Genomic DNA, 20,435 nt, shown 5'->3' with positions numbered 1-20,435 from the left:
GGCGCGGGCGGACGGACGGGAATTCGGCGGACACTTCGAAGGCTCCCTGAGTCACGGAAGAACGCGGCGGGGGGAGGCCGCGGCCTCCCCCCGCCGGAGGGTCAGCGCGCCTTGCGGCGCGAGCCGGGGCGGCGTTCGCTCGGCCGGTAGACCGGCTCGCCCGCCGCGGTGGCGGCGTCCCGGCGGGTGGCCCCGAAGTCGGCCAGCGCCTGGGCGAGCGCGGACGCGGACGGGGCCGGGGCCATCACGTCGACCCGCAGGCCGTGCTCCTCCGCCGTCTTGGCGGTGGCCGGGCCGATGCAGGCGATGACGGTCACGTTGTGCGGCTTGCCGGCGATGCCGACCAGGTTCCGGACGGTCGAGGACGAGGTGAACAGCACCGCGTCGAAGCCGCCGCCCTTGATCGCCTCCCGGGTCTCGGCCGGCGGCGGCGAGGCGCGCACCGTGCGGTACGCGGTCACGTCGTCGACCTCCCAGCCGAGCTCGACCAGGCCGGCCACCAGGGTCTCGGTGGCGATGTCGGCGCGCGGCAGCAGCACCCGGTCGATCGGGTCGAACACCGGGTCGTACGGCGGCCAGTCCTCCAGCAGCCCGGCCGCGGACTGCTCGCCGGAGGGCACCAGGTCGGGCTTGACGCCGAAGTCGACCAGCGCCTGGGCGGTGGTCTCGCCGACCGCCGCGACCTTGATCCCGGCGAACGCCCGGGCGTCCAGGCCGTACTCCTCGAACTTCTCCCGGACGGCCTTGACGGCGTTGACCGAGGTGAAGGCGATCCACTCGTAGCGGCCGGTGACCAGGCCCTTGATGGCCCGCTCCATCTGCTGCGGGGTGCGCGGCGGCTCGACCGCGATGGTCGGCACCTCCTGCGGCACCGCGCCGTACGAGCGCAGCTGGTCGGACAGGCCGTGGGCCTGCTCCTTGGTGCGCGGGACGAGGACGTTCCAGCCGAACAGCGGCTTGGTCTCGAACCACGAGTGCGAGGCGCGGTGGGCGACCTGCTCGCCCACCACGGCTATCACCGAGGTCGCCGGGTCCACGGGGGCGGAGACCGGCGAGGGCAGCACCCGGGCGGCCTTCAGGTCGGCGGCGATGGCGGCCAGCGTGGAGGTGAAGGTGCGCTGCCGGGTGGTGGTGCCGGAGAGCGTCGCGGAGAGCGCCGCGTCGGGCTTGCGGCCGTGCGCCACCAGGGAGTTGGCGGTGGCGGGCAGCTGGCCCAGGGTGGTGCGCACCACCAGGGTGGTCTCCGGCGAGCCCAGGTCGACGACCTGGCCGGCCAGCAGCGCCTCGGCGTCCACGAAGCGGACGTCCGCGCCCTGGCCGCCGCGCAGCGGCACGCCCGCGTAGGCGGGCACGCCGACCGACTGGGCGACGCCGGGGACGACCTCGAAGGGCACGCCGGCCTGGGCGCAGCGCAGCATCTCCTGGGCGGCGCAGCCGTCCAGACCGGGGTCGCCGTCGACGGTGCGGACCAGGTGGCGGCCGGCCCGGACCGCGTCGGCGGCCAGGTCGGCGAGCTCCCGGCCGGCGTCGGCCGGGTCGAGGACCTGGACGCCGCTGGGGCAGTGGGTGCGGACCGCGGCGGCGGTCAGCGGGTCGGCGACCAGGACGTCGGCGGTGCCGAGCACGTCGACGGCGCGCAGGGTGAGCAGTCCGGGGTCGCCGGGGCCGGCGCCGAGGAAGGTGCAGCGCCCTGCGGGCGGGTGGAATCCGGCGGCGGTCATCGGGCGCGCTCCCCCATCAGGTCGGCCGCTCCGGTGTCGAGCAGCCTGGTGGCCAGGGCGCGGCCCAGGGCCGCGGCCTGCTCCTCGGCGGTCTCGTCGGGGACGAGGGGGCCGTTGGCGGACATCTTGAGCAGTTCGGTGCCGTCGGTGGTGCCGACCACGCCGTCCAGGCGCAGCTCGGTGCCGGTCCAGCCGGCCAGTGCGGCGACCGGGGCGGAGCAGCCCGCCTCCAGGGTGGCCAGCAGGGCGCGCTCGGCGACCACGGCGGCCCGGGTGGGGCGGTGGTCGAGCCGGGCCAGCACGGCGGCCAGGGTCGGGTCGACGCACTCGACGGCGAGCGCGCCCTGCCCGGGGGCGGGGAGCATCAGCGCGGGGTCGAGGTGCTCGGTGATCTCGGCGGAGCGGCCGAGCCGGTTGAGTCCGGCGGTGGCCAGCACCACGGCGTCGAGTTCGCCGGAGCGGACGTAGCCGATCCGGGTGTCGACGTTGCCGCGGATCGGCACGGTCTCCAGGTCGGCGCCGCGGGCGCGGGCCCAGGCGTTCAGCTGGGCCATCCGGCGCGGGGAGCCGGTGCCGATCCGGACGGTGCGGCCGGCGCTCCCGCCGACCAGCCCGGCCAGGTCCAGGCCGTCGCGGGCGACCAGCGCGTCCCGGACGTCCTCGCGCTCGGGGACGGCGGCCAGCAGCAGCCCGGCGGGGGCGGCGGTGGGCAGGTCCTTGAGCGAGTGGACGGCCAGGTCGATCCGGCCCTCCAGCAGGGCGTCGCGCAGGGCCGAGACGAACACCCCGGTGCCGCCGATCTGGGCCAGCGACTCGCGGGAGACGTCCCCGTAGGTGGTGATCTCGACCAGCTCCACCCGGCGGCCGGTGATCGCGGCCACCTCCTCCGCGACCATGCCCGACTGGGCCATGGCGAGGGCGCTGCGGCGGGTGCCGAGGCGCAGCGGCGTCACTGTCTCTGGACCATTCATGAGGTGATCGTCCTGGTCGTGCTGGGGGGCTGACGGGGTGTTCATCTGGTTGCTCCGGCGGGCGGGGCGGTCGCTCCGGCGGGCGGGGCGAGGGCGGCCTGGGCGGCGGGGACGCCGCCCGGCGGGATCGAGGAACCCGCCTGGGCGCCGATCGGGGTGCCGGAGACAGCGTGCACTGCCGCGGGGTCCAAGTCGAACAGCTCGCGCAGGGCCTCCGCGTAGGAGGCCCCGCCGGGTTCGGCGGCGAGCTGCTTGACCTTGACGGTCGGGGCGTGCAGCAGTTTGTCGACCACCCGGCGGACGGTCTGCGAGATCTCCGCGCTGGAGCGCTCGTCCAGGTCCGGCAGCCGGGAGGTGAGCCGGGCGAGTTCGCCGCGGACCACCTCGGAGGCCATGGCGCGCAGGGCGACCACGGTGGGGGCGATCCGGGCGGCGCGCTGGGCCTGTCCGAAGGCGGTGACCTCGTCCGCGACGATGGTGGCCACGGCGTCCACGTCGCCGGCGCCGGGGGTGGCGGCGTGCGCGTGCGAGAGGCTCTCCAGGTCGACCAGCAGGGCGCCGTCCAGCTCGCGCACGGCGTGGTCGACGTCCCGGGGCATGGCCAGGTCGAGGAAGGCCAGCGGGGAGGTGGCACTGCGGGCGGTGAGCGCGGCGGCGACCTCGGCGGCGTCGATGACGGTGCCGGCCGCGCCGGTGCAGGAGATCACCAGGTCGACGTCGGCGAGCGCCTGCGGGACCTTCGCGAAGTCCAGGGTGCGGGCGGCGCCGCCGAGGATCTCCACCAGCCGCTCGGCGCGGGCCGGGGTGCGGTTGGCGATCAGCAGGTCGGTGACGCCGGAGCGGACCAGGGTGGCGGCGGCCAGCGAGCTCATCGAGCCCGCGCCGACCACCAGGGCGCGCTTGCCGGCCACCGGGCCGGCCCCGGCGGCGACCTGCTCCAGGCCGAAGGTGACCAGCGACTGCCCGGCCTTGTCGATGCCGGTCTCGCTGTGCGCCCGCTTGCCGACCCGCAGGGCCTGCTGGAACAGCTCGTTCAGGCCGCGGCCCGCGGTGTGCTCCTCCTGCGCCTTGGCCAGCGCGTCGCGCAGCTGGCCGAGGATCTGGCCCTCGCCGACGACCATCGAGTCCAGTCCGCAGGCCACCGAGAAGAGGTGGTGGACGGCCCGGTCCTCGTAGTGCACGTACAGGTGGGGGGTGAGTTCGTCGAGGTCGACGCCGCTGTGCCCGGCGAGCAGTTGGGACAGCTCGGCGACGCCCGCGTGGAACTTGTCCACGTCGGCGTACAGCTCGATCCGGTTGCAGGTGTTGACCAGCGCGGCCTCGCCGACGGTCGCCGAGGCGGCCGCCTCGTGCAGCACCCGGGTCGGGCCGTCGCCGGTGAGCGCCGCGCGCTCCAGCACGCCGACCGGCGCGGTCCGGTGGCTCAGACCGACTACCAGAAGACTCATGCCCCCACCTCGTCGTGACGGATGTTCGTGCTCACGCCGGCATCACCGCGGACAGGTCGTCGTCCGGGCCGCCCTTGGCGGCGGGGGTGCCCTTGGCCTGCTCGGCCTTGCCGCCGGCGGCCCGGCGCAGCTTGGCGGCCGCGGCCCGGACCGGACCGGGGGCGCGGTCGAGCACCGAGTCGCCCGCGGACGGCTCGTCGCCGGCCTTGCGCTGCTCGTGGAAGGCGAGGATCTGCAGCTCTATCGACAGGTCGACCTTGCGCACGTCCACCCCGTCCGGCACGGTCAGCACGGTCGGGGCGAAGTTCAGGATGCTGGTCACGCCGGCCTCCACCAGCCGGTCGCAGACCTGCTGGGCGGCGCCGGGCGGGGTGGTGATCACGCCGATGGAGACCTGCTGGGTGGCGACGATCTCCTCCAGCTCGTCCATGTGCCGCACGGGCAGGCCCGCGGCGGTGCTGCCCACCACGTGCGGGTCGGCGTCCAGCAGGGCGGCCACCCGGAACCCGCGGGAGGCGAAACCGCCGTAGTTGGCGAGGGCGTGGCCCAGGTTGCCGATGCCGACGATGACGACCGGCCAGTCCTGGGTGAGGCCCAGCTCGCGGGAGATCTGGTAGACGAGGTACTCCACGTCGTAGCCGACGCCGCGGGTGCCGTAGGAGCCCAGGTAGGAGAAGTCCTTGCGGAGCTTCGCCGAGTTCACCCCGGCGGCGGCGGCCAGCTCCTCGGAGGAGACGGTCGGGACCGAGCGCTCGGAGAGCGCGGTCAGGGCCCGCAGGTAGAGCGGGAGGCGGGCCACGGTCGCCTCCGGGATGCCCCGCGCACGCGAGGGCCTGCGCGCGGCGCCCTGGTCGGGCGTCTGCGAACTGCTGGGTGAGGGTCGGCCGATTGCCACGTTGCTCCTGTGGGTGAAGCTGGGCTTGGACCGCCAGGCTATGCGTTTGTGAACGTGTGCACAAAGATGGTGTCCGATTTGTCCCCGAACAGTGACACGCATCACTCGTCGCCCGCCGAACCGATCAGCGCCCGCGGGCCCTCCACCCCGGCCGGCCACGGCCCCAGCGGCGCCACCCGGCGCAGCAGCGGGGCCTCCGCCCGGGAGCGCGCCGAACCGGCCGGACCCAGCCGCGGCCACGGCACCGCGGGCCCGGCGGGGGCGGCCGGCAGCCGGACGTCCGCGCAGCCCGTCCGGCGGCAGTGCCGCAGCAGCTCGACCGTCGCCCGCGCGTCGCCCAGCGCGGTGTGCGCCGGGAACCAGCCCAGCCCGGCCGCCTCCACGCACGCGGACAGGCCGAACCCGCCCGCCTCCGGCAGCATCCGGCGGGCGATGCGCATCGTGCACAGCAGCGGCACCGGCGGCAGCGCCACCCCGATCCGGGCGAACTCGCGCTCCAGGAACGCCCGGTCGCAGGTCACGTGGTGGCCCACCAGCACCCGGCCGGCCAGCAGCTCCAGCAGCCGCGGCGCGATCTGCCGGAACTTCGGCGCGCCCTCGACGTCGCCCTGCGCTATCCCGTGCACGTGCGTCGGCCCGACCGGGCCGGCCGGGTCGAGCAGGGTGGCGAACTCCCGCTCGGTGCGCAGCGCGGCGTCCAGCTGCACCACGGCGACCTCGACCACCCGGTGGCGCCAGGGGCTACGACCGGTGGCCTCGACGTCGACGACGGCGTAGCCGCTCATCGCGCCCTCCTCTTGCACGGCCCCCGGCGGACACGGAAACCGTTCGATCGTAAGCCGAGAAGTGAAGGAACTCCTAGGCCGATCTTCATCGAACGTTCACGAAGCACCGGTGCCCCGGGAGGGGCGGGCGGCGGAGCCGGCAGCGGGGCGCGCGGGGCCGGGCGGGGGCTAGGCGCCCAGCGCCTTGCGGAGCCGGGCCTCGTCGACCCGCCAGAAGTCGTGCTGGCGGCCGTCGACCAGGGTGACCGGGATCTGCTCGGCGTACTGCTCGTAGAGGGCCGGGTCCTGGAGGATGTCCTTCTCCTCGAAGGACGCGCCCAGCTCCGCGGTGACCCTGAGGATCACCGCGCGGGCGTCCTCGCAGAGGTGGCAGCCGGGCTTGCCGATCAGGGTGACGGTGGTGTCGGCGGGGTTCTTCCCCGCGCGTCGCAGCAGGCTCACCGGTTCATTGTGCCGCTCGTCGCGCCGCCGCCCGTTCACTGCTCGGGCACTCCTCGGTCACGGGGCGGGGCGACCGCGCTGACTATGCTCGTCGCATGGCCGCGCTACGAAGGCTCACCCAGTCAAGGCGTTCCACCGACGACCGGACCGCCCTGGCGGCCGAGGCCGCCGCCGACGCCGCCAGCGCCCAGCTCGCGCCGGAGCCGTCGAAGGCCCCCGCGGCGCCGGCGGGGGACCACACGCCGGAGCCCGGGGACGTCCGGGCGGCCGCGTTCTTCGACTGCGACAACACGATCCTGCGCGGCGCGGCGATCTTCTACCTCGGGGTCGGGCTGTACCGGCGGCGCTTCTTCTCCCGCCGCGACCTGGCCCGGTTCGCCTGGCAGCAGGCGGCGTTCCGGCTGCGCGGCGCGGAGAACCCGGAGCACATCGCCGACGCCCGGGACAGCGCGCTCGGCCTGGTGGCCGGCAAGCGCACCGCGGACCTGGAGCAGATCTGCGAGGAGATCTTCGAGCCGGTGCTGGCCGAGAAGGTCTGGCCGGGCACCCGGGCGCTGGTGCAGATGCACCTGGACGCCGGGCAGCGGGTGTGGCTGGTGACCGCCGCGCCGCAGGAGGTGGCCCGGCTGATCGCGCGCCGGCTGGGCATGACCGGCGCGCTCGGCACCGTCGCGGAGACCCGGGACGGCGCGTACACCGGCCGGCTGGTCGGCGGGATGCTGCACGGCCCGGCCAAGGCGGCCGCGGTGCAGGCGCTGGCCCGCCGCGAGCACCTGGACCTGGCGCGCTGCGCGGCGTTCAGCGACTCCGCCAACGACATCCCGATGCTGAGCCTGGTCGGCCACCCGTACGTGATCAACCCGGACGGGGAGCTGCGCCGGCACGCCCGGGCGATGGGCTGGCGGGTGCGGGACTTCCGCACCGGGCGGAAGGCGGCCCGGATCGGCGTCCCGGCGGCGGCCGGGCTGGGCGTGCTGGTGGGGGCGGCCGCGGCGGCGGTCGCGGTGCACCGTCGGCAGCGGGCCTGACGCCGCGTCGACACCAGATCGACGCGTCGACCCGGTGTCAACGCGACGCTGCCACCCGGCGTCAACGCGATGCCGACGACACGCCCCCCGGCGGGTGGTCGTGCACGTCAGCGGGGGTGAACCCGCCCCGGGCGGGCGGCGGTTCGGGAACGTCCGGCCCTGACCGGAACTGATCGTTCGGCAGACGGGCAAAGTCATGGGTTGGGGCGGCCGATAGCGGGGAAACCCGGCCCGCACACCGGTGTTCGGTCACCCGATGTGCACAAGTGGTCACATTGAGCCGGATGGATGGCGCCAACTCCGGTCACCGACAGGTGAATATCCGCAAGAAGTGGACCTCAATCGACCACTTCGACCACGCGGTGTAGCTGTCATTGCACAAAGCGTTATTCTCTCCTGGATGCACCCCGCCCGCAGCGTCCCCGTGACGGGCGGCCCGTGCGGCGTGCTCTCCGCACAGGCGGAGGTGATCCGTCCACAGTTCTGCCTCTGGGAGTCCCGTGTACCCACCCGTCCGGAACGACGCGCCAGCCACCTCCCGCCCGTCGACCGCCACTCTGCGCCGCGGTGTGCGCCTGGAACGGCTGTGGGCCGCGATCCGCGAGTTCGAACTGGCCGTCCCGCAGCCCGCGGTGGCCGGCCCCGCGTTCGCCGCGCCCGCCCCGGCCGCGTTCGCCGCGCCGCTGCTGCGCTCGACCACGACCGGCTCCACCGGCGGCGGAACCTCCGGCAGCACCCCCGCCACGGGCCCGCGCGGCCGCACCGTGCCCGCCCCCGGCAGCCGCGGCCGCTCCCGCAGCGCGCCCGCCGGGCCCGGCTACGACACCGAGCACAACCCGGTGGTGGAGCTGGTCGAGCGGGCCCAGAACGGCGAGAGCGAAGCCTTCGGCCGGCTCTACGACCACTACGCCGACACCGTGTACCGGTACATCTACTACCGGGTCGGCAGCCGGGCCACCGCCGAGGACCTGACCAGCGAGACCTTCCTGCGCGCGCTGCGCCGGATCGGCACCTTCACCTGGCAGGGCCGCGACTTCGGCGCCTGGCTGGTGACCATCGCCCGCAACCTGGTGGCCGACCACTTCAAGTCCAGCCGGTTCCGGCTGGAGGTCACCACCGGCGAGATGCTCGACTCCAACGAGTGCGAGCGCAGCCCCGAGGAGTCGGTGCTGGAGTCGCTCTCCAACGCCGCCCTGCTGGACGCGGTGCGCCGGCTCAACCCGCAGCAGCAGGAGTGCGTCACGCTGCGCTTCCTCCAGGGCCTGTCGGTCGCCGAGACGGCCCGGATCATGGGCAAGAACGAGGGCGCCATCAAGACGCTGCAGTACCGGGCGGTGCGCACGCTGGCCCGCCTGCTGCCGCCGGACGCCAGGTGAACCGCCGACCGTGGACGCGATAGCCCACAGACCGTCGCCGCGCCCGCCGGCGCCCGACGGGCCGTCAACCCGCGTCGGGCACAGGCACGTCCGGGTGAAGCGGCGGTCATCTGCTCTGCTTAATACGCCAGGGGGGTCGTGCGTAACCGACTCCGGACACCGCTCGTTGGCCAGCGTGCAATCCGCCACCGGGCCCGCGGTCAAGTGGGAACTCGAACTGTCACCCGATGGTGTGGTTTCGGCCTGTCGGGACAACCAACCGGCGGGCCACGGTGTCGAAAACGACGAAGGGAGGTGTGGCCCGTGACGGCAAACGTGCTGGAGCACCGGCGGGCGAAGTCCTTCGCCGAGGCGCTGGAGGCCCACCAGAGTGACCACCGGAGCAGCGGCTCGCACCGGGCAGGCTCCGCCGCCATGACCGAGCTCCTCGCGACGGCCGACGCGCTCGGTGCGGTCCCCGCCCCCGAGCTCAGCGCCGAGACGCGGACGGTCCAACGCGCCCAGCTGATGGCCGCGTTCGAGCAGGAGTGGGCCGGTGGCGCCCCCACCGCGGTCCTCCCCGCCCAGCGCGGCCGGCGCGGCCGGCGCACCCGCTGGGGCCGCCGCCTGGCCATCGGCGGCCTGGTCGCCGGCGTCGCGGTCGGCGGGTTCGCCGGGGCCGCCGCCGCCTCCACCAACGCCCTCCCCGGCGACGCCCTGTACGGCATGAAGCGCGGCCTGGAAGGGCTGCGCCTCGACTGGGCGGACAACGACACCGAGCGCGGCGCGCTGCTGCTCCGGCAGGCGTCCACCCGCCTCGACGAGGCGCAGTCGCTGCTCGGCCGCTCCGACAGCCCGACCGCGCTCAGCCCCACCACGGTCGACCAGGTCCGCCGCGCGCTCGACGACATGCACGCCGAGGCGCTGCGCGGCCGGGACCTGCTGCGCGCCGTCTACCGCACCAACGGCTCGCTCACCCCGATGCGCCAGCTCGCCGGCTTCGCCGGGGAGGACCAGCGCTGGTCGGTCCTGCAGTCCAGGCTCCCGTCCGGGCTGAGCAGCCAGGCCACCAAGGTCGACCGGCTCTTCGACGACATAAGCGAGGACGTCGCGCCGCTCCGGCTGGAGCAGACCCCCGGCCAGGGCGGCAGCGGCGGCAGCGGGAGCACCGCCGGGAGCGGTGGGGACGGCGGCAGCAGCGCCGGCACCGGCACCGGCACGGGGCAGCAGCCGCTGCTGCCCGGCACCGGGGCGCCCGGCGGCGCGAGCGGCGGCCACGAGCCGGGCGCCGTCCCGTCCGTGCGGGTCACGCCGCCGCCCGGCGCGGCCACCTCGGGCGGGCTCGGCGACCTGCTGGGCGGCCTGACCGGCACCGGGGCCTCCCCCGCCGCGACCGGCTCCCCGGCGGCCTCCGGCGGCGCCACCCCGGCGGCCCCCTCGGGCTCCCCGTCCGCGCCCGCCGCGGGCGCGGTGCCGGGCATCACCCTCCCGCCGCTCATCCCGGGCCTGCTGCCGGGGCTGACGCTCAACTGAGGGCGCGTCCGCCGGGGGGCGGGAGGAGCCGGACGGCTCCCCCCGCCCCCCGGCCGGTGCGTCACCCGAAGACGGAGCGCCGCTGCACCAGCAGCTTGTACAGCGTGTGCTGGATGGTCTCCCGGACCTGGTCGGTGAGGTTGAAGACCAGCATCGGGTCCTCCGCCGCGTCCTTCGGGTAGCTGTCGGTGGGGATCGGCTCGCCGAACTGGATGGTCCACTTGGTGGGCAGCGGGATCGCGCCGAGCGGGCCGAGCCAGGGGAAGGTGGGCGTGATCGGGACGTAGGGCAGGCCGAGCAGGCGGGCCAGGGACTTGAAGTTGCCGATCATGGGGTAGGTCTCCTCGGCCCCGACGATCGAGCAGGGCACGATCGGGACGCCGGCCCGCAGCGCGGAGGCGACGAAGCCGCCGCGGCCGAAGCGCTGGAGCTTGTAGCGGTCGGCGAAGGGCTTGCCGATGCCCTTGAAGCCCTCGGGCCAGACGCCGACCACCTCGCCGCGCTCCAGCAGGGTCTGGGCGTCCTCGTTGCAGGCCAGGGTGTGTCCGGCCTTGCGGGCGAGCTCGTTGACCACGGGGAGGACGAAGACCAGGTCGGCGGCGAGCATCCGCAGGTGGCGGTCGGCGTGGTCGTGGACGGCGACCTGGGTCATCAGGGCGTCCAGCGGGACGGTGCCGGAGTGGTTGGCGACGATCAGCACGCCGCCCTCGGCGGGGATGTGCTCGGTGCCGCGGACCTCGATCCGGAAGTACTTCTCGGCGAGCGGCCGCAGCAGGGCGAGGAAGACCTCCTCGGTGAGCTCCCGGTCGAAGCCGAAGTCGTCGACCTCGTAGTCGCCGGTGAGCCGGCGGCGCAGGAAGCCGAGGCCGTGGGCGGCGCGCTCCTCCCAGCCCTTGCCGAGGACCCGGGTGGCGGTGGCGCCGAGCTGCCCGGCGAGGGCCGCGCCGACGCCGTCGGCGATCCGGTCGGCGAGGGCGGGCCGCGGCTCCGGGCCGCTCCAGCTGGGGGCGGACTCGATCGGGATGACCTTGGCCGCCGGGTCGGCGGACTCCCGGGCGGCTGTCATCGCGGCCTCAACTCCTGGGTCTCGGTGGGGTGGTGGTCGCCGAGCAGGCCGGCCAGCCGGTCGGTGACGGCGGTCAGCCGCTCGGGCGGCAGCGGGCCGGGCGGGCAGTGCGCGGCGAAGTCGGCGAAGGTCTCCGGGGTGGTCCGGCGCGGGCTCCAGCCGAGCCGTTCGCGCAGCCGGGCGGTGTCCACCACCCGTCCGTGGGTGAGCAGTTGGAGCTGTTCCTGGGAGAAGGCGCGGTCCGCGGGGGCGGCCAGCCGCCGGGTCAGCCGGGCGACCAGGCCGAGCGCGGGCCGCAGCAGCGGGACGGTGGGGCGGCCGAGCCGGCGGGCGCACTGGGAGAGCAGCAGGACGCCGTCCCCGGCGACGTTGTAGGTGCCGGGGGGCGCGCCGAGGACGGCCAGCCGCAGCGCCTCCAGGGCGTCGTCCTCGTGGACGAACTGGAGCCGGGGGTCGTGGCCGAAGGCGGTGGGCAGCACCGGGAGGCGGAAGTACGCGGCGAGCGGGGTGTCGCCGTCCGGGCCGAGGATGTTGGCGAAGCGCAGCACGGTGACCGCGACGTCGGGGCGGCGGCGGGCGAAGCCGCGGACGTAGCCCTCGACCTCGGCGGCGTCCCGGGCGAAGCCGTCGGGGGGCAGCGCCTTGGGCTGGGTCAGCTCGCCGAAGACGGCCGGGTCGCGGGGCGCGGAGCCGTAGACGGCGGTGGTGGACTTGACCACCAGCCGGGCCAGCCCGGGGGCCTGCTGGCAGGCGCCGAGCAGCTGCATGGTGCCGATGACGTTGCTCTCCTTCACCGCGGCCCGGCCGCCGTGGCCGAGCGCGGTGACGTTGAGGTGCACGACGGTGTCGACCTCGTGCTCGGCGATCACCCGGGCGACCGCGGGGCGCCGCGGGTCGACCTGGGCGTACCGGACGCCGAGCGGGAGTCCGGGGGGCGGCGGGACGGCGTCCACCCCGACCACCCGGTCCACCTCGGGCCGTTCGGCGATCCGCTCGGCGAAGCGCGCGCCGAGCGGGCGCGCCACGCCGGTGACGAGCACGACCTTGCCCACGCTGCCCCGTCCTCCCTGGATGCCCACCCTGCGTCTGCACCGTACCGCGCGGAGGACACCCGGGCTGAAACGCCACTGCCCGCCCCGGAAATCAATCCGGGACGGGCAGGACGGAAACCTGGCGACGCGAGGCGACCGCAGGCGGTGTTACTTCTTGTTGCGACGCTGCACGCGAGTGCGCTTCAGAAGCTTGCGGTGCTTCTTCTTGGCCATACGCTTGCGACGCTTCTTGATGACAGAGCCCACGGAACATTCCTCGCTCACTCGGACCCGCGCCCGTGAGAGAACGGGAGTCCATACGACTGACGGAGGCCCTAGCCTACCGTCCACCTCGCGTTTGCCGTAATCGGTGCCCGTGGTGGTGGTGAGCTACGCGCTTTCGAGCCGCACGTAGGACTCCTGGAGGTACTCGTGCACCTTCTGCTCGGGCACCCGGAAGGAGCGGCCGACCCGGATGGCCGGAAGCTCGCCGCTGTGCACCAGACGGTAGACCGTCATCTTCGACACCCGCATCACCGAGGCGACCTCGGCCACGGTCAGGAAGACGACATCCTGCAGGGGACGCTCGCCGGAACTCATGACCCATCACCGACCCTTACCCGTGTGCAAGGCACCGGCTTCCCCTCCGGTGACTCCACCGGCACACGTGTATCCCCAGAGTAGTTATGCATGGTACGGGTGGGAAGAGGGGGGCCGTCACCTGTTGTACGGTGCGAGATCCGCCCGTTGCAGTACGTAGTCGCTCAGCGGAACGTAGCAGCTCGGCGCGGAGCCGTCCTCCAGCGGGACGACCACCTCCACCAGGCCGTCCGCCTCGGCGGCGAACGGGGCGACGTCGTTGCAGTCCGCGATGCCGCCGGCCGGGATGCCGAGGCGGCCCGCGCCGCAGAGCCAGCCGTGGTCGCCCAGCACCAGGTCGGGCGGGGGGTGTCCGGCGTCGGCGAGGGCGGTCAGGGCGAGCCGGACGGGCAGCGGGGAGTGGGTGTGCGCGAGGTCGCCGGGGCCCGGGCGGCCGGGTCCGTCGGGGCCGTCCAGGGCGCGCACCACCAGGACGCCGTCGAGCACGTCGAGGCGGCGGGGGCGCTCGCCCTCGGGGGTGGGCTCGCGGAAGCGCGCCCCGCGCGCGGGGGTGTGCACGGTGCAGCCGGCCGCTTCGAGCGCCTCGGCCAGCGCGCGGTGGAAGCCGGCCAGTTTGGTGGGGTGGCCGGTGCCGGCCAGCACGCTGCCGCGCCGGTCGGCGGTGCGGCGCAGCAGGGCGGCGAGGCGGTCCAGGGCGTCGAGGGTGCGGTCGGGGTCGATGGAGTCCGGGCCCCGGGTGTGGCGCGGGTCGGGGCTCACCCCGACGCGTTCGGCCATCAGCCGCAGCACGGCGGCCTCGTCGCGGCGGGGCTCCGGCTCCAGCCCCATCAGCGCCTTGGGGTCGCCCTGGGCGAACAGCCGGTAGTGGCGCAGGTTGTTCTGCCGGGGGGTGGGGACCTCGGGGCCGGCCAGGCGGTGCTTGACCAGGTAGGCGCGCAGCTCCGCGCGGGCGGTCACGGGATCAGCCCGTGCTGCGGCAGGACGGCCCGGCGGGCGGCCAGGATCGCCTGGTCGAGCCGGTCGGCCGGGTCGTAGCCGCCGTCCTGGAAGTCGGACCAGCGCGGGGTGGCGCCGTCGGTCATCCGCAGCGGGGCGGGGCGGCGGGTGAGCCGGTACACCTCGGCGCGCCACGCCTCGGGCGTCTCGGCGGCCGGGTCGACGGGGTGGCCGGCGGCGGTGGCCACCAGGTGCGTCCAGGCGCGGGGCACCACGTCGACCACCGCGTACCCGCCGCCGCCGGTGGCGATCCAGCGGCCGTCGGCGTGCTCGTGGGCGAGGCGGTGGACGGCCTCGGCGATCAGCCGCTGGGCGTCGACGGTGACGGCGAGGTGGGCCAGCGGGTCCTCGACGTGGGTGTCGGCGCCGTGCTGGCTGACGATCACCTGCGGGCGGAACGCGGCCAGCAGTTCCGGCACCAGCGCGTGGAAGGCGCGCAGCCAGCCGGCGTCGCCCGTCCCGGCGGGCAGCGGGAGGTTGGCGGCGGTGCCCTCGGCGTCCGGGCCGCCGGTCTCGGTGGCCCAGCCGGTCTGCGGGAACAGCGTGGCCGGGCTCTCGTGCAGCGAGACGGTCAGTACCCGGGGGTCGTTCCAGAACGCCTGCTGCACGCCGTCGCCGTGGTGGACGTCCACGTCGACGTAGGCGATCCGCTCGGCGCCGAGTTCGAGCAGCCGGGCGATGGCCAGCGCCGGGTCGTTGTAGACGCAGAACCCGGACGCCCGCCCGGGCATCGCGTGGTGCAGCCCGCCCGCGAAGTTGACGGCGTGCGGGGTCTCCCCGCGCCAGACCGCCTCGGCGGCGGCCACCGACTGGCCGGCGATCAGCGCGGACGCGGTGTGCAGCCCCGGGAACGCCCAGTTGTCGTCCGTCCCCAGCCCGTGCGCGGCGTCGACGGCGGACGGGTCGGCGGCGGCCCGCTTCACCGCCGCCACGTACTCGGCGGTGTGCACCAGGCGCAGCGTCGAGTCCCCCGCGGCCGGTGCCGAACGCACCGTCACGGACGGCCGCTCCGCCAGCCCCAGCGACTCGACCAGCCGCATCGTCAGCGCCAGGCGCGTCGGGTCCATCGGGTGCCCGGGCCCGAAGTCGTATCCGGTCTCTGCCTCGTCCCAGAACAGGTGCAGGCCGCAGGTGGTTTCCGCCATGACCCCCACCGTATCGGGACCGCCCCCGGCACCCGGTCCGCTCCGGACGGTTTCGCGGGCGGTGCCGCCCCCGCGGGAGGGCGGGGAGGCGGGCACGGCGGTCACCGGCCTCTCCCCGCTCCGCGATTGTCACGCTCTGCGCCCCGGGCGTCGCGGAACGGTACTAGCCTGGGCGGGAGGGGCACGCGCCGACCGGGAGCCGGAACGCGGCGGAACTCCGCGTCCTGCCGCACGGCACGCGTGCACCACGGAGAGGTGGGGAGAACGGTCATGGCCTTCCAGAAGCGGCGCCCGGCCCCGGGCGCCCGCCAGTTCTACGGGTCCGAGGTCCTGCGGCTCCGGGAGGAACACGGCTGGTCGCTGGCCCGCCTGGCCGCCGAGACGCACTCCTCCACCACCGCCCTGTTCCGGGTGGAGACCGAGGACCACCGCGTGCCCGAGGGCCTGTCCGAGGAGTTGGACCGGGTGTTCGCGACGGACGGCCACTTCGTGCGGCTGCTGCCGGCGGCCCGGCAGGAGGACCATCCCGCGAAGTACCGGGAGATCCTGGCCCTCGCCGACCGGGCCGAGATGGACGAGTCCTACAGCCCCGGCATCCACGGCCTGCTCCAGACCGAGGCGTGCGCCCGGCACATCCTGCGCTCCGGCCTGCCCTACGGCCCGGAGGAGGAGGTCGAGCAGCGCGTGCGCGCGCGGCTCGGACGGCAGATCCGCCTGCACAACAGCTCGGAGTGCCGGTACCGGTTCATCCTCGACGAGACCGCGCTCCGCCGCCGGATCGGCAGCCGGGCCGAGATGGCCGAGCAGTTGCGCGCCGTCCTCGCGGCGGCCCGGCTCCCGAACGTCGTGGTGCAGGTGCTCCCCTTCTCCGCCGGCGCCCACTCCGAGACCGCGTCGCTGTGGCTCCTCGGGCTGGAGGACGGCCGGCAGATCGCCTACGAGGAGACCACGCGGGCCGGGACGGTCTTCGAAGGGGAACGCGATGTCGCGGAACGCAGGGCGCTCTACGATCTGCTGAAGACCCAGGCGCTGTCCGAGGCCGGGTCCGAGCGGCGGATCAGTGCCGAGTTGGAAGGACTGACCCACGATGGCCCATGACGACCCCGAGCCGCCCGCCGAGCGCCGCTGGCGCAAGAGCAGCCACAGCAACTCCGACGGCGGCGGGTGCGTCGAGGTGGACGACGCCAACTTCGGCCACGTCCGCGACTCCAAGGACCCGCACGGCCCGCACCTGGAGTTCGCCCCCACCGCCTGGGCAGCCTTCGTCACCGCCACCGCGACCGGCGGGTTCGGCCCGGCCTGACCGCGCCGCCCGCCGCCGAGGACACCCCTCCCCGAGGAGGGGCTTCCCGCCGTGCGGCCGACTCGGGCTGGTCCGATTCGCCCTGCTCCCGTCGGGCCCGGGCGCTGGACGACGGGGAGGCGGACACGGTGGGGCTCGGCGCGGCGGGTCAGACGGTGTACTGCCCGTGCGGGACGGCGCGCTCCCACACCGCGTCGAACGCGGTGGTGCACAGCTTCACCACGGCCGGGTCCTCGGTGCGGGAGAAGCGCGGGTCGGCCCGGTCGCCGTCGCCGGTGAAGTGGTGGAAGCGCACCCGGCCGCTGTCGACCAGCCGGAAGTCCTCGCCGGGCAGCGCCAGGTCGCAGGTGTCGCGCAGCTCCAGGTGCACCGCGGTGTGCCGGGCACCGCCGAGGAGTCGGTCGAAGTCCGGCGCGTTCAGCCGGGGAGGGCCGGGTCTCAGGCGGGCGTCCGGGCCGGGGCGGGCTGTTCGGCCGGGGCGGGGGCGAAGTGGGGGGCGAGCGGGAGGATGGCGAGGACGAGGAGCATGGGGGCGCAGAAGGCCCAGCGGTAGTCGGAGAGTTCGGCGAGGGCGCCGACCAGGGGGGAGCCGATCAGGAAGCCGACGTAGTTGAAGAGGTTGAGGCGGGCGACGGCGGCGTCGCTGGCGTGCGGGAAGAGGCGGCCGCCGGCGGCGAAGACCTGGGGGATGATCGCGCAGATGCCGAAGCCGAGGACGGTGAAGCCGAGGACGCCGGTCCAGGTGCCGGGGGCGAGGACGGCGATCAGGAAGCCCGCGCCGGCCACGGCGGTGCCGGTGCGGACCACGGGGAGGACGGTGAAGCGCTGGACGGCGCGGTCGCCGACGGCGCGGCCGAGCAGCATGGCGACCATGTAGCCGAGGTAGGAGAACTTGGCGAGGTCGTCGGGGCTGTGCAGGCCGTCGGTGAGGTACTTGACGCTGTAGTTGGAGACGGAGGCGTCGGCGATGTAGGCGAAGGCCATCACGGCGCACAGCGGGAGCAGCGGCTTCCAGGGGATGCGGCGGGCGGCGAGGGCGGCGGCCTCGCGGACGGCGTCGCCGAGTTCGGCGGGGCCGGCGAACCAGTGGCCGGCGATCAGCGCGGCGGGGACCAGGACGGCGGCGGCGCCGCCGAACAGCAGGGGCAGGCCGGTGTCCCGGTGCGCGCCGAGGGCGGCGAGGGCGGCGCCGAGGATGCCGCCGAGGCTGAACGCGGCGTGGAAGCCGATCATGATGCTGCGGCCGTAGCGGTGCTGGAGGCCGACGCCGAGCATGTTCATGGAGGCGTCGAGGGCGCCGACCAGCAGGCCGAACAGGCCGAGCGCGACGGCGAGTTGCCAGAGCCGGGAGCCGAGGCCGGTGAGCGCGAGGGTGAGGCAGAGCGCGGGTTGGACGACCCGCAGGACGCCGCGGGCGGTGGTGCGCTTGACGAGTGTCTCGGAGGTGATCGAGCCGACCCCGGCCAGGATCGGGACGGCGGCCAGGAAGACCGGCAGCAGGCCGTCGCTGAGGCCGTAACGTTTCTGCAAGTCGGTGATGCAGGTGACCAGCAGGGCGAAGGTGGTGCCCTGGAGGAAGAAGGAGACGGCCAGCGCGGCCCGGGCCCGCCGGAGCCGGGGAGTGGGGGCGGCCGTGGCCGTGACCTGCATCGGGACCTCGCTCACCACCGACGCTACCGGCCGGTACGCAACTGTTGGGCAGAGCGTAGGCGGTCGGCGGCGCCGGCGGGAGGGGTGCGGCGGGACCAGTTCGGCGGCGCCGGCCGGCGGGGCGCGGCGCGGCGGGAGGGGCGGGAGGGGCGCGGCGGCGGCCGGTCAGCTCCCCAGCAGGCCGATCGCCTCGTCCAGCCCGGTGAGCAGCCCGGTGGCGCCCGCCGAGGTGAGCTTGGCCGGGTCGGTGAGCGCGGCGTACCCGTACACGTCCATGCCGGCCGCGCGGGCGGCCAGCACGCCGTTGCGGCTGTCCTCCAGGACCAGGCAGCGGGCCGGGTCGGCGCCCATGGTGCGGGCGGCGTGCAGGAACAGGTCGGGGGCGGGCTTGCCGACGCCGACGTCCTGGGCGGAGAACAGCAGCTCGTCCGTGAAGTACCCGGACAGGCCGGTGAGGCGGTGCGCGGTGCGGATCCAGGAGTGGTGGGCGGAGGAGGCGACGCAGTAGCGGACGCCGCGCTCCCGGAGGTGGGTGAGCAGCTTCCCGGCCCCGGCCACCGGCCGCAGCTCCTGCTCGAAGGCGGCGAACACCCGGGCGTGGAACAGGTCGTCGAAGCCCTCCGGGAGCCGGGCCCCGTACCGTTCGGCGACCACGTCGTGCACGGTGTGCGCGGCGGTGCCCATGAAGTCCCGGTAGGAGTCCTCCACGGTGGTGGGGTGGCCGAGTTCGGTCAGGTACTCGGCGAGCACCCGGTTGGAGATCGGCTCGCTGTCCACCAGCACGCCGTCGTTGTCCAGGATCAGCAGGTCGTAGCTCACGGGGCCCGAGCCTACTTGCCGCCGCCGGCCAGCTCCCGGGAGCGGTCCCGGGCGGCCTCCAGGGCGCCGAGCAGGGCGGCCCGGACGCCGTGGTTCTCCAGTTCGCGGATGGCGGCGATGGTGGTGCCGGCCGGGGAGGTGACGGCCTCGCGGAGCTTGACCGGGTGCTCGCCGGAGTCGCGGAGCATCACCGAGGCGCCGATCGCGGACTGCACGATCAGCTCGTGCGCGACCTGCCGGGGCAGGCCGAGCAGGATGCCGGCGTCGATCATCGCCTCGACCAGGAAGTAGAAGTAGGCGGGGCCGGAGCCGGACAGCGCGGTGGCCGCGTCCTGCTGGTTCTCCGGGACGCGCAGCGCCTTGCCGACCGAGCGGAAGATCGCCTCGGTGCGGACCAGGTGCGCCTCGGTGGCGTGCGAGCCGCCGGAGATCACGCTCATGCCCTCGTCCACCAGCACCGGGGTGTTGGGCATCACCCGGACCACGGGGGTGCCGGGGGCGAGGCGCTCCTCGAACCAGGCGGTGGGGATGCCCGCGGCGGCCGAGACGACCAGCTTGTCGGCGGCGACGTGCTCGGCCAGCTCCTCCAGCAGGGTGCCCATGTCCTGCGGCTTGACCGCGAGGATCAGGGTGTCGGCGAGCTTGGCGGCCTCCGCGTTGCCGACGGTGGTGACGCCGTAGCGGTCGGCGAGTTCGGTGGCGCGCTCGGGGCGGCGGGCGGTGACCAGCACGTCGGCGGGCGAGGTGCCGGCCCGCAGCAGTCCGGAGAGCAGGGCCTCGCCGATCTTGCCCGTGCCGAGGAAGGCGATCTTCTGGCCGCCGGTCGTGGTGTCGCTCATGGGCCTCTCCGTACGCTGCGGTTCCGGTTCCTGGCCGCCATCTTGCCCCCGGAGCGGCCCGGCCCGGCGGAGGTGTCCACCCTGCGGGCGCGGGCCGGGCCGCCCCGGTCAGTCCGCCGGCCGGGCCCGCCCCGGTCAGTCCGCGTCCGGGACGACGCCGAGGGCGAACGCGCCGTCCCGGACCAGCTCCTCGGTGATCCGGACGCCGGTGAGCCGCTCGGCGAGCGCGAAGACCGCCGGCCGCAGGTCGCCGCCGCCCCGGCGGTCGACCTCGGCCAGCAGCGCCCGGGTCGCCGCCGCGTCGGGGCCGTCCGCCGCGTCCGGGTGCGCGAAGGAGACCCGCCGTTCGCCGTCCCGGTAGTGCCGGAAGCGGTCGACGGAGCCGTCCGCGGCGCTGTCGTGCTGCACGGCGTCGCCGCCGCGGGACAGCGCGGCCAGCTGGGCGGCGTCCAGGCCGGCGCTCCGGTCCAGGGCCAGCAGCAGCGTCCAGTCGCCGCCGTCGCCGGGGACGGGGAGGGCGCCGACGGTGAACGAGGCGTCCCGGCCGCCCCGGACCCAGGCGCGCAGCTCCTCCGCGCAGTCGAACAGGTCGTCCACGCCGTCGGCGAAGCCCTGCGGGACGGCGCCCAGCAGGTCGAGCGCCTCCCGCGGGGGACGGCCGCGGACCAGGGTGAGCGAGTAGCCGGCGTCCAGGCAGTCGGGGAACCAGTCGGAGTCGGTGATCCAGGCGTAGTCGTGCGCGGTCGACGTCATGGCCCCATTGTGGCGGGCCGCTCCGACACCCCGTCACGGCCGCGGCGGGCCCGGGC

At 75.2% G+C, this 20,435-nt stretch carries 22 protein-coding genes; 5 read left to right on the top strand and 17 right to left on the bottom strand.

All coding sequences use genetic code 11. The features are described from left to right. Positions 1 to 101: 101 nt before the first annotated feature. From ACIQVD_RS21160 to ACIQVD_RS21135, 6 genes are all read right to left on the bottom strand, one after another. Positions 102 to 1,721: a uroporphyrinogen-III synthase gene (locus ACIQVD_RS21160; RefSeq protein WP_100837724.1), complete on the bottom strand. Its 1,620-nt coding sequence runs from the start codon at positions 1,719 to 1,721 to the stop codon at positions 102 to 104. Beyond that, the gene (hemC, locus tag ACIQVD_RS21155; RefSeq protein WP_400687444.1) at positions 1,718 to 2,692 is read right to left on the bottom strand and encodes a hydroxymethylbilane synthase; all 975 of its coding nucleotides are present in this window, start codon (positions 2,690 to 2,692) and stop codon (positions 1,718 to 1,720) included. Before hemC ends, ACIQVD_RS21160 begins: the two co-directional genes overlap by 4 nt. 41 nt (positions 2,693 to 2,733) lie before the next feature. Further along, positions 2,734 to 4,140: a glutamyl-tRNA reductase gene (locus tag ACIQVD_RS21150; RefSeq protein ID WP_400687446.1), complete on the bottom strand. Its 1,407-nt coding sequence runs from the start codon at positions 4,138 to 4,140 to the stop codon at positions 2,734 to 2,736. 31 nt (positions 4,141 to 4,171) lie between these two features. Then, a complete protein-coding gene (locus tag ACIQVD_RS21145; RefSeq protein ID WP_400687603.1) occupies positions 4,172 to 5,029 on the bottom strand; it encodes a redox-sensing transcriptional repressor Rex in 858 nt (285 codons plus the stop codon). A 107-nt stretch (positions 5,030 to 5,136) separates the two neighbouring features. Then, on the bottom strand, positions 5,137 to 5,820 hold the full coding sequence (locus ACIQVD_RS21140; protein ID WP_402291113.1) for an exonuclease domain-containing protein: 684 nt from the start codon (positions 5,818 to 5,820) through the stop codon (positions 5,137 to 5,139). Between the two features lie 168 nt (positions 5,821 to 5,988). Beyond that, entirely contained in the window at positions 5,989 to 6,261 is a 273-nt protein-coding gene (locus ACIQVD_RS21135) for a glutaredoxin family protein (protein ID WP_400687450.1), read from the bottom strand. Positions 6,262 to 6,356: 95 nt separating this feature from the next. Here ACIQVD_RS21135 and ACIQVD_RS21130 point away from each other — a divergent pair, with 95 nt between their 5' ends. The 3 genes from ACIQVD_RS21130 to ACIQVD_RS21120 all read left to right on the top strand — a co-directional run bounded on the left by ACIQVD_RS21130 (position 6,357) and on the right by ACIQVD_RS21120 (position 10,177). Further along, the gene (locus ACIQVD_RS21130; protein ID WP_400687452.1) at positions 6,357 to 7,289 is read left to right on the top strand and encodes an HAD family hydrolase; all 933 of its coding nucleotides are present in this window, start codon (positions 6,357 to 6,359) and stop codon (positions 7,287 to 7,289) included. Between the two features lie 500 nt (positions 7,290 to 7,789). After that, positions 7,790 to 8,665, top strand: coding sequence for an ECF subfamily RNA polymerase sigma factor, BldN family (locus tag ACIQVD_RS21125; protein ID WP_402291111.1), 876 nt, complete (start codon positions 7,790 to 7,792; stop codon positions 8,663 to 8,665). A 303-nt stretch (positions 8,666 to 8,968) separates the two neighbouring features. Beyond that, a complete protein-coding gene (locus tag ACIQVD_RS21120; protein WP_400687456.1) occupies positions 8,969 to 10,177 on the top strand; it encodes a DUF5667 domain-containing protein in 1,209 nt (402 codons plus the stop codon). Positions 10,178 to 10,238: 61 nt separating this feature from the next. Here the strand turns inward: ACIQVD_RS21120 and ACIQVD_RS21115 are convergent, their stop codons facing one another. From ACIQVD_RS21115 to ACIQVD_RS21090, 6 genes are all read right to left on the bottom strand, one after another. Next, on the bottom strand, positions 10,239 to 11,243 hold the full coding sequence (locus ACIQVD_RS21115) for a lysophospholipid acyltransferase family protein (protein WP_100837718.1): 1,005 nt from the start codon (positions 11,241 to 11,243) through the stop codon (positions 10,239 to 10,241). Beyond that, a complete protein-coding gene (locus tag ACIQVD_RS21110; RefSeq protein WP_100837717.1) occupies positions 11,240 to 12,295 on the bottom strand; it encodes an NAD-dependent epimerase/dehydratase family protein in 1,056 nt (351 codons plus the stop codon). Before ACIQVD_RS21110 ends, ACIQVD_RS21115 begins: the two co-directional genes overlap by 4 nt. 147 nt (positions 12,296 to 12,442) lie before the next feature. Next, the gene (locus tag ACIQVD_RS21105; RefSeq protein ID WP_003948845.1) at positions 12,443 to 12,541 is read right to left on the bottom strand and encodes a 30S ribosomal protein bS22; all 99 of its coding nucleotides are present in this window, start codon (positions 12,539 to 12,541) and stop codon (positions 12,443 to 12,445) included. 123 nt (positions 12,542 to 12,664) lie between these two features. After that, the gene (locus ACIQVD_RS21100; protein WP_014136488.1) at positions 12,665 to 12,874 is read right to left on the bottom strand and encodes a helix-turn-helix domain-containing protein; all 210 of its coding nucleotides are present in this window, start codon (positions 12,872 to 12,874) and stop codon (positions 12,665 to 12,667) included. A 117-nt stretch (positions 12,875 to 12,991) separates the two neighbouring features. Next, positions 12,992 to 13,831 carry a phosphatase gene (locus ACIQVD_RS21095; RefSeq protein WP_402291108.1) on the bottom strand — a complete coding sequence of 280 codons (840 nt, stop codon included), beginning with the start codon at positions 13,829 to 13,831 and terminating at the stop codon, positions 12,992 to 12,994. Then, positions 13,828 to 15,015, bottom strand: a complete 1,188-nt coding sequence (locus tag ACIQVD_RS21090; RefSeq protein WP_402291106.1) for an acetoin utilization protein AcuC — start codon at positions 15,013 to 15,015, stop codon at positions 13,828 to 13,830. Before ACIQVD_RS21090 ends, ACIQVD_RS21095 begins: the two co-directional genes overlap by 4 nt. A 270-nt stretch (positions 15,016 to 15,285) precedes the next feature. Between ACIQVD_RS21090 and ACIQVD_RS21085 the strand changes: the two genes are divergently transcribed. Beyond that, positions 15,286 to 16,113, top strand: a complete 828-nt coding sequence (locus ACIQVD_RS21085) for a Scr1 family TA system antitoxin-like transcriptional regulator (RefSeq protein WP_402291104.1) — start codon at positions 15,286 to 15,288, stop codon at positions 16,111 to 16,113. Then, entirely contained in the window at positions 16,103 to 16,318 is a 216-nt protein-coding gene (locus tag ACIQVD_RS21080; protein WP_402291102.1) for a DUF397 domain-containing protein, read from the top strand. Before ACIQVD_RS21085 ends, ACIQVD_RS21080 begins: the two co-directional genes overlap by 11 nt. A 148-nt stretch (positions 16,319 to 16,466) precedes the next feature. Here ACIQVD_RS21080 and ACIQVD_RS21075 read toward each other — a convergent pair whose 3' ends face one another. The 5 genes from ACIQVD_RS21075 to ACIQVD_RS21055 form a co-directional block, all read right to left on the bottom strand. Then, positions 16,467 to 16,688, bottom strand: coding sequence for a DUF6879 family protein (locus ACIQVD_RS21075; RefSeq protein ID WP_402291100.1), 222 nt, complete (start codon positions 16,686 to 16,688; stop codon positions 16,467 to 16,469). A 68-nt stretch (positions 16,689 to 16,756) separates the two neighbouring features. Then, positions 16,757 to 17,968 (bottom strand): MFS transporter, encoded by a 1,212-nt coding sequence (locus ACIQVD_RS21070; protein ID WP_400687605.1) that lies wholly within the window; start codon positions 17,966 to 17,968, stop codon positions 16,757 to 16,759. Between the two features lie 165 nt (positions 17,969 to 18,133). Further along, complete coding sequence (locus ACIQVD_RS21065; protein WP_400687470.1) at positions 18,134 to 18,787, bottom strand: HAD family hydrolase; 654 nt, start codon at positions 18,785 to 18,787, stop codon at positions 18,134 to 18,136. An 11-nt stretch (positions 18,788 to 18,798) separates the two neighbouring features. Continuing rightward, complete coding sequence (proC, locus tag ACIQVD_RS21060) at positions 18,799 to 19,626, bottom strand: pyrroline-5-carboxylate reductase (protein WP_402291098.1); 828 nt, start codon at positions 19,624 to 19,626, stop codon at positions 18,799 to 18,801. A gap of 135 nt (positions 19,627 to 19,761) precedes the next feature. Continuing rightward, on the bottom strand, positions 19,762 to 20,379 hold the full coding sequence (locus tag ACIQVD_RS21055) for a DUF6461 domain-containing protein (protein WP_402291096.1): 618 nt from the start codon (positions 20,377 to 20,379) through the stop codon (positions 19,762 to 19,764). Positions 20,380 to 20,435: the final 56 nt, after the last annotated feature.

The sequence above is a fragment of the Kitasatospora sp. NPDC090308 genome (genome assembly GCF_044769485.1).
Classification (GTDB): Bacteria; Actinomycetota; Actinomycetes; order Streptomycetales; family Streptomycetaceae; genus Kitasatospora; species Kitasatospora fiedleri.
This window is presented reverse-complemented; position numbering and strand designations above follow the sequence as displayed.

Coding starts and splice junctions, on each gene's coding strand:
- ACIQVD_RS21160 (WP_100837724.1), bottom strand. CDS start 1,721: ATGACCGCCGCCGGATTCCACCCGCCCGCAGGGCGCTGCACCTTCCTC.
- hemC (WP_400687444.1), bottom strand. CDS start 2,692: ATGAATGGTCCAGAGACAGTGACGCCGCTGCGCCTCGGCACCCGCCGC.
- ACIQVD_RS21150 (WP_400687446.1), bottom strand. CDS start 4,140: ATGAGTCTTCTGGTAGTCGGTCTGAGCCACCGGACCGCGCCGGTCGGC.
- ACIQVD_RS21140 (WP_402291113.1), bottom strand. CDS start 5,820: ATGAGCGGCTACGCCGTCGTCGACGTCGAGGCCACCGGTCGTAGCCCC.
- ACIQVD_RS21130 (WP_400687452.1), top strand. CDS start 6,357: ATGGCCGCGCTACGAAGGCTCACCCAGTCAAGGCGTTCCACCGACGAC.
- ACIQVD_RS21115 (WP_100837718.1), bottom strand. CDS start 11,243: ATGACAGCCGCCCGGGAGTCCGCCGACCCGGCGGCCAAGGTCATCCCG.
- ACIQVD_RS21100 (WP_014136488.1), bottom strand. CDS start 12,874: ATGAGTTCCGGCGAGCGTCCCCTGCAGGATGTCGTCTTCCTGACCGTG.
- ACIQVD_RS21090 (WP_402291106.1), bottom strand. CDS start 15,015: ATGGCGGAAACCACCTGCGGCCTGCACCTGTTCTGGGACGAGGCAGAG.
- ACIQVD_RS21085 (WP_402291104.1), top strand. CDS start 15,286: ATGGCCTTCCAGAAGCGGCGCCCGGCCCCGGGCGCCCGCCAGTTCTAC.
- ACIQVD_RS21080 (WP_402291102.1), top strand. CDS start 16,103: ATGGCCCATGACGACCCCGAGCCGCCCGCCGAGCGCCGCTGGCGCAAG.
- ACIQVD_RS21070 (WP_400687605.1), bottom strand. CDS start 17,968: ATGCAGGTCACGGCCACGGCCGCCCCCACTCCCCGGCTCCGGCGGGCC.
- proC (WP_402291098.1), bottom strand. CDS start 19,626: ATGAGCGACACCACGACCGGCGGCCAGAAGATCGCCTTCCTCGGCACG.
- ACIQVD_RS21055 (WP_402291096.1), bottom strand. CDS start 20,379: ATGACGTCGACCGCGCACGACTACGCCTGGATCACCGACTCCGACTGG.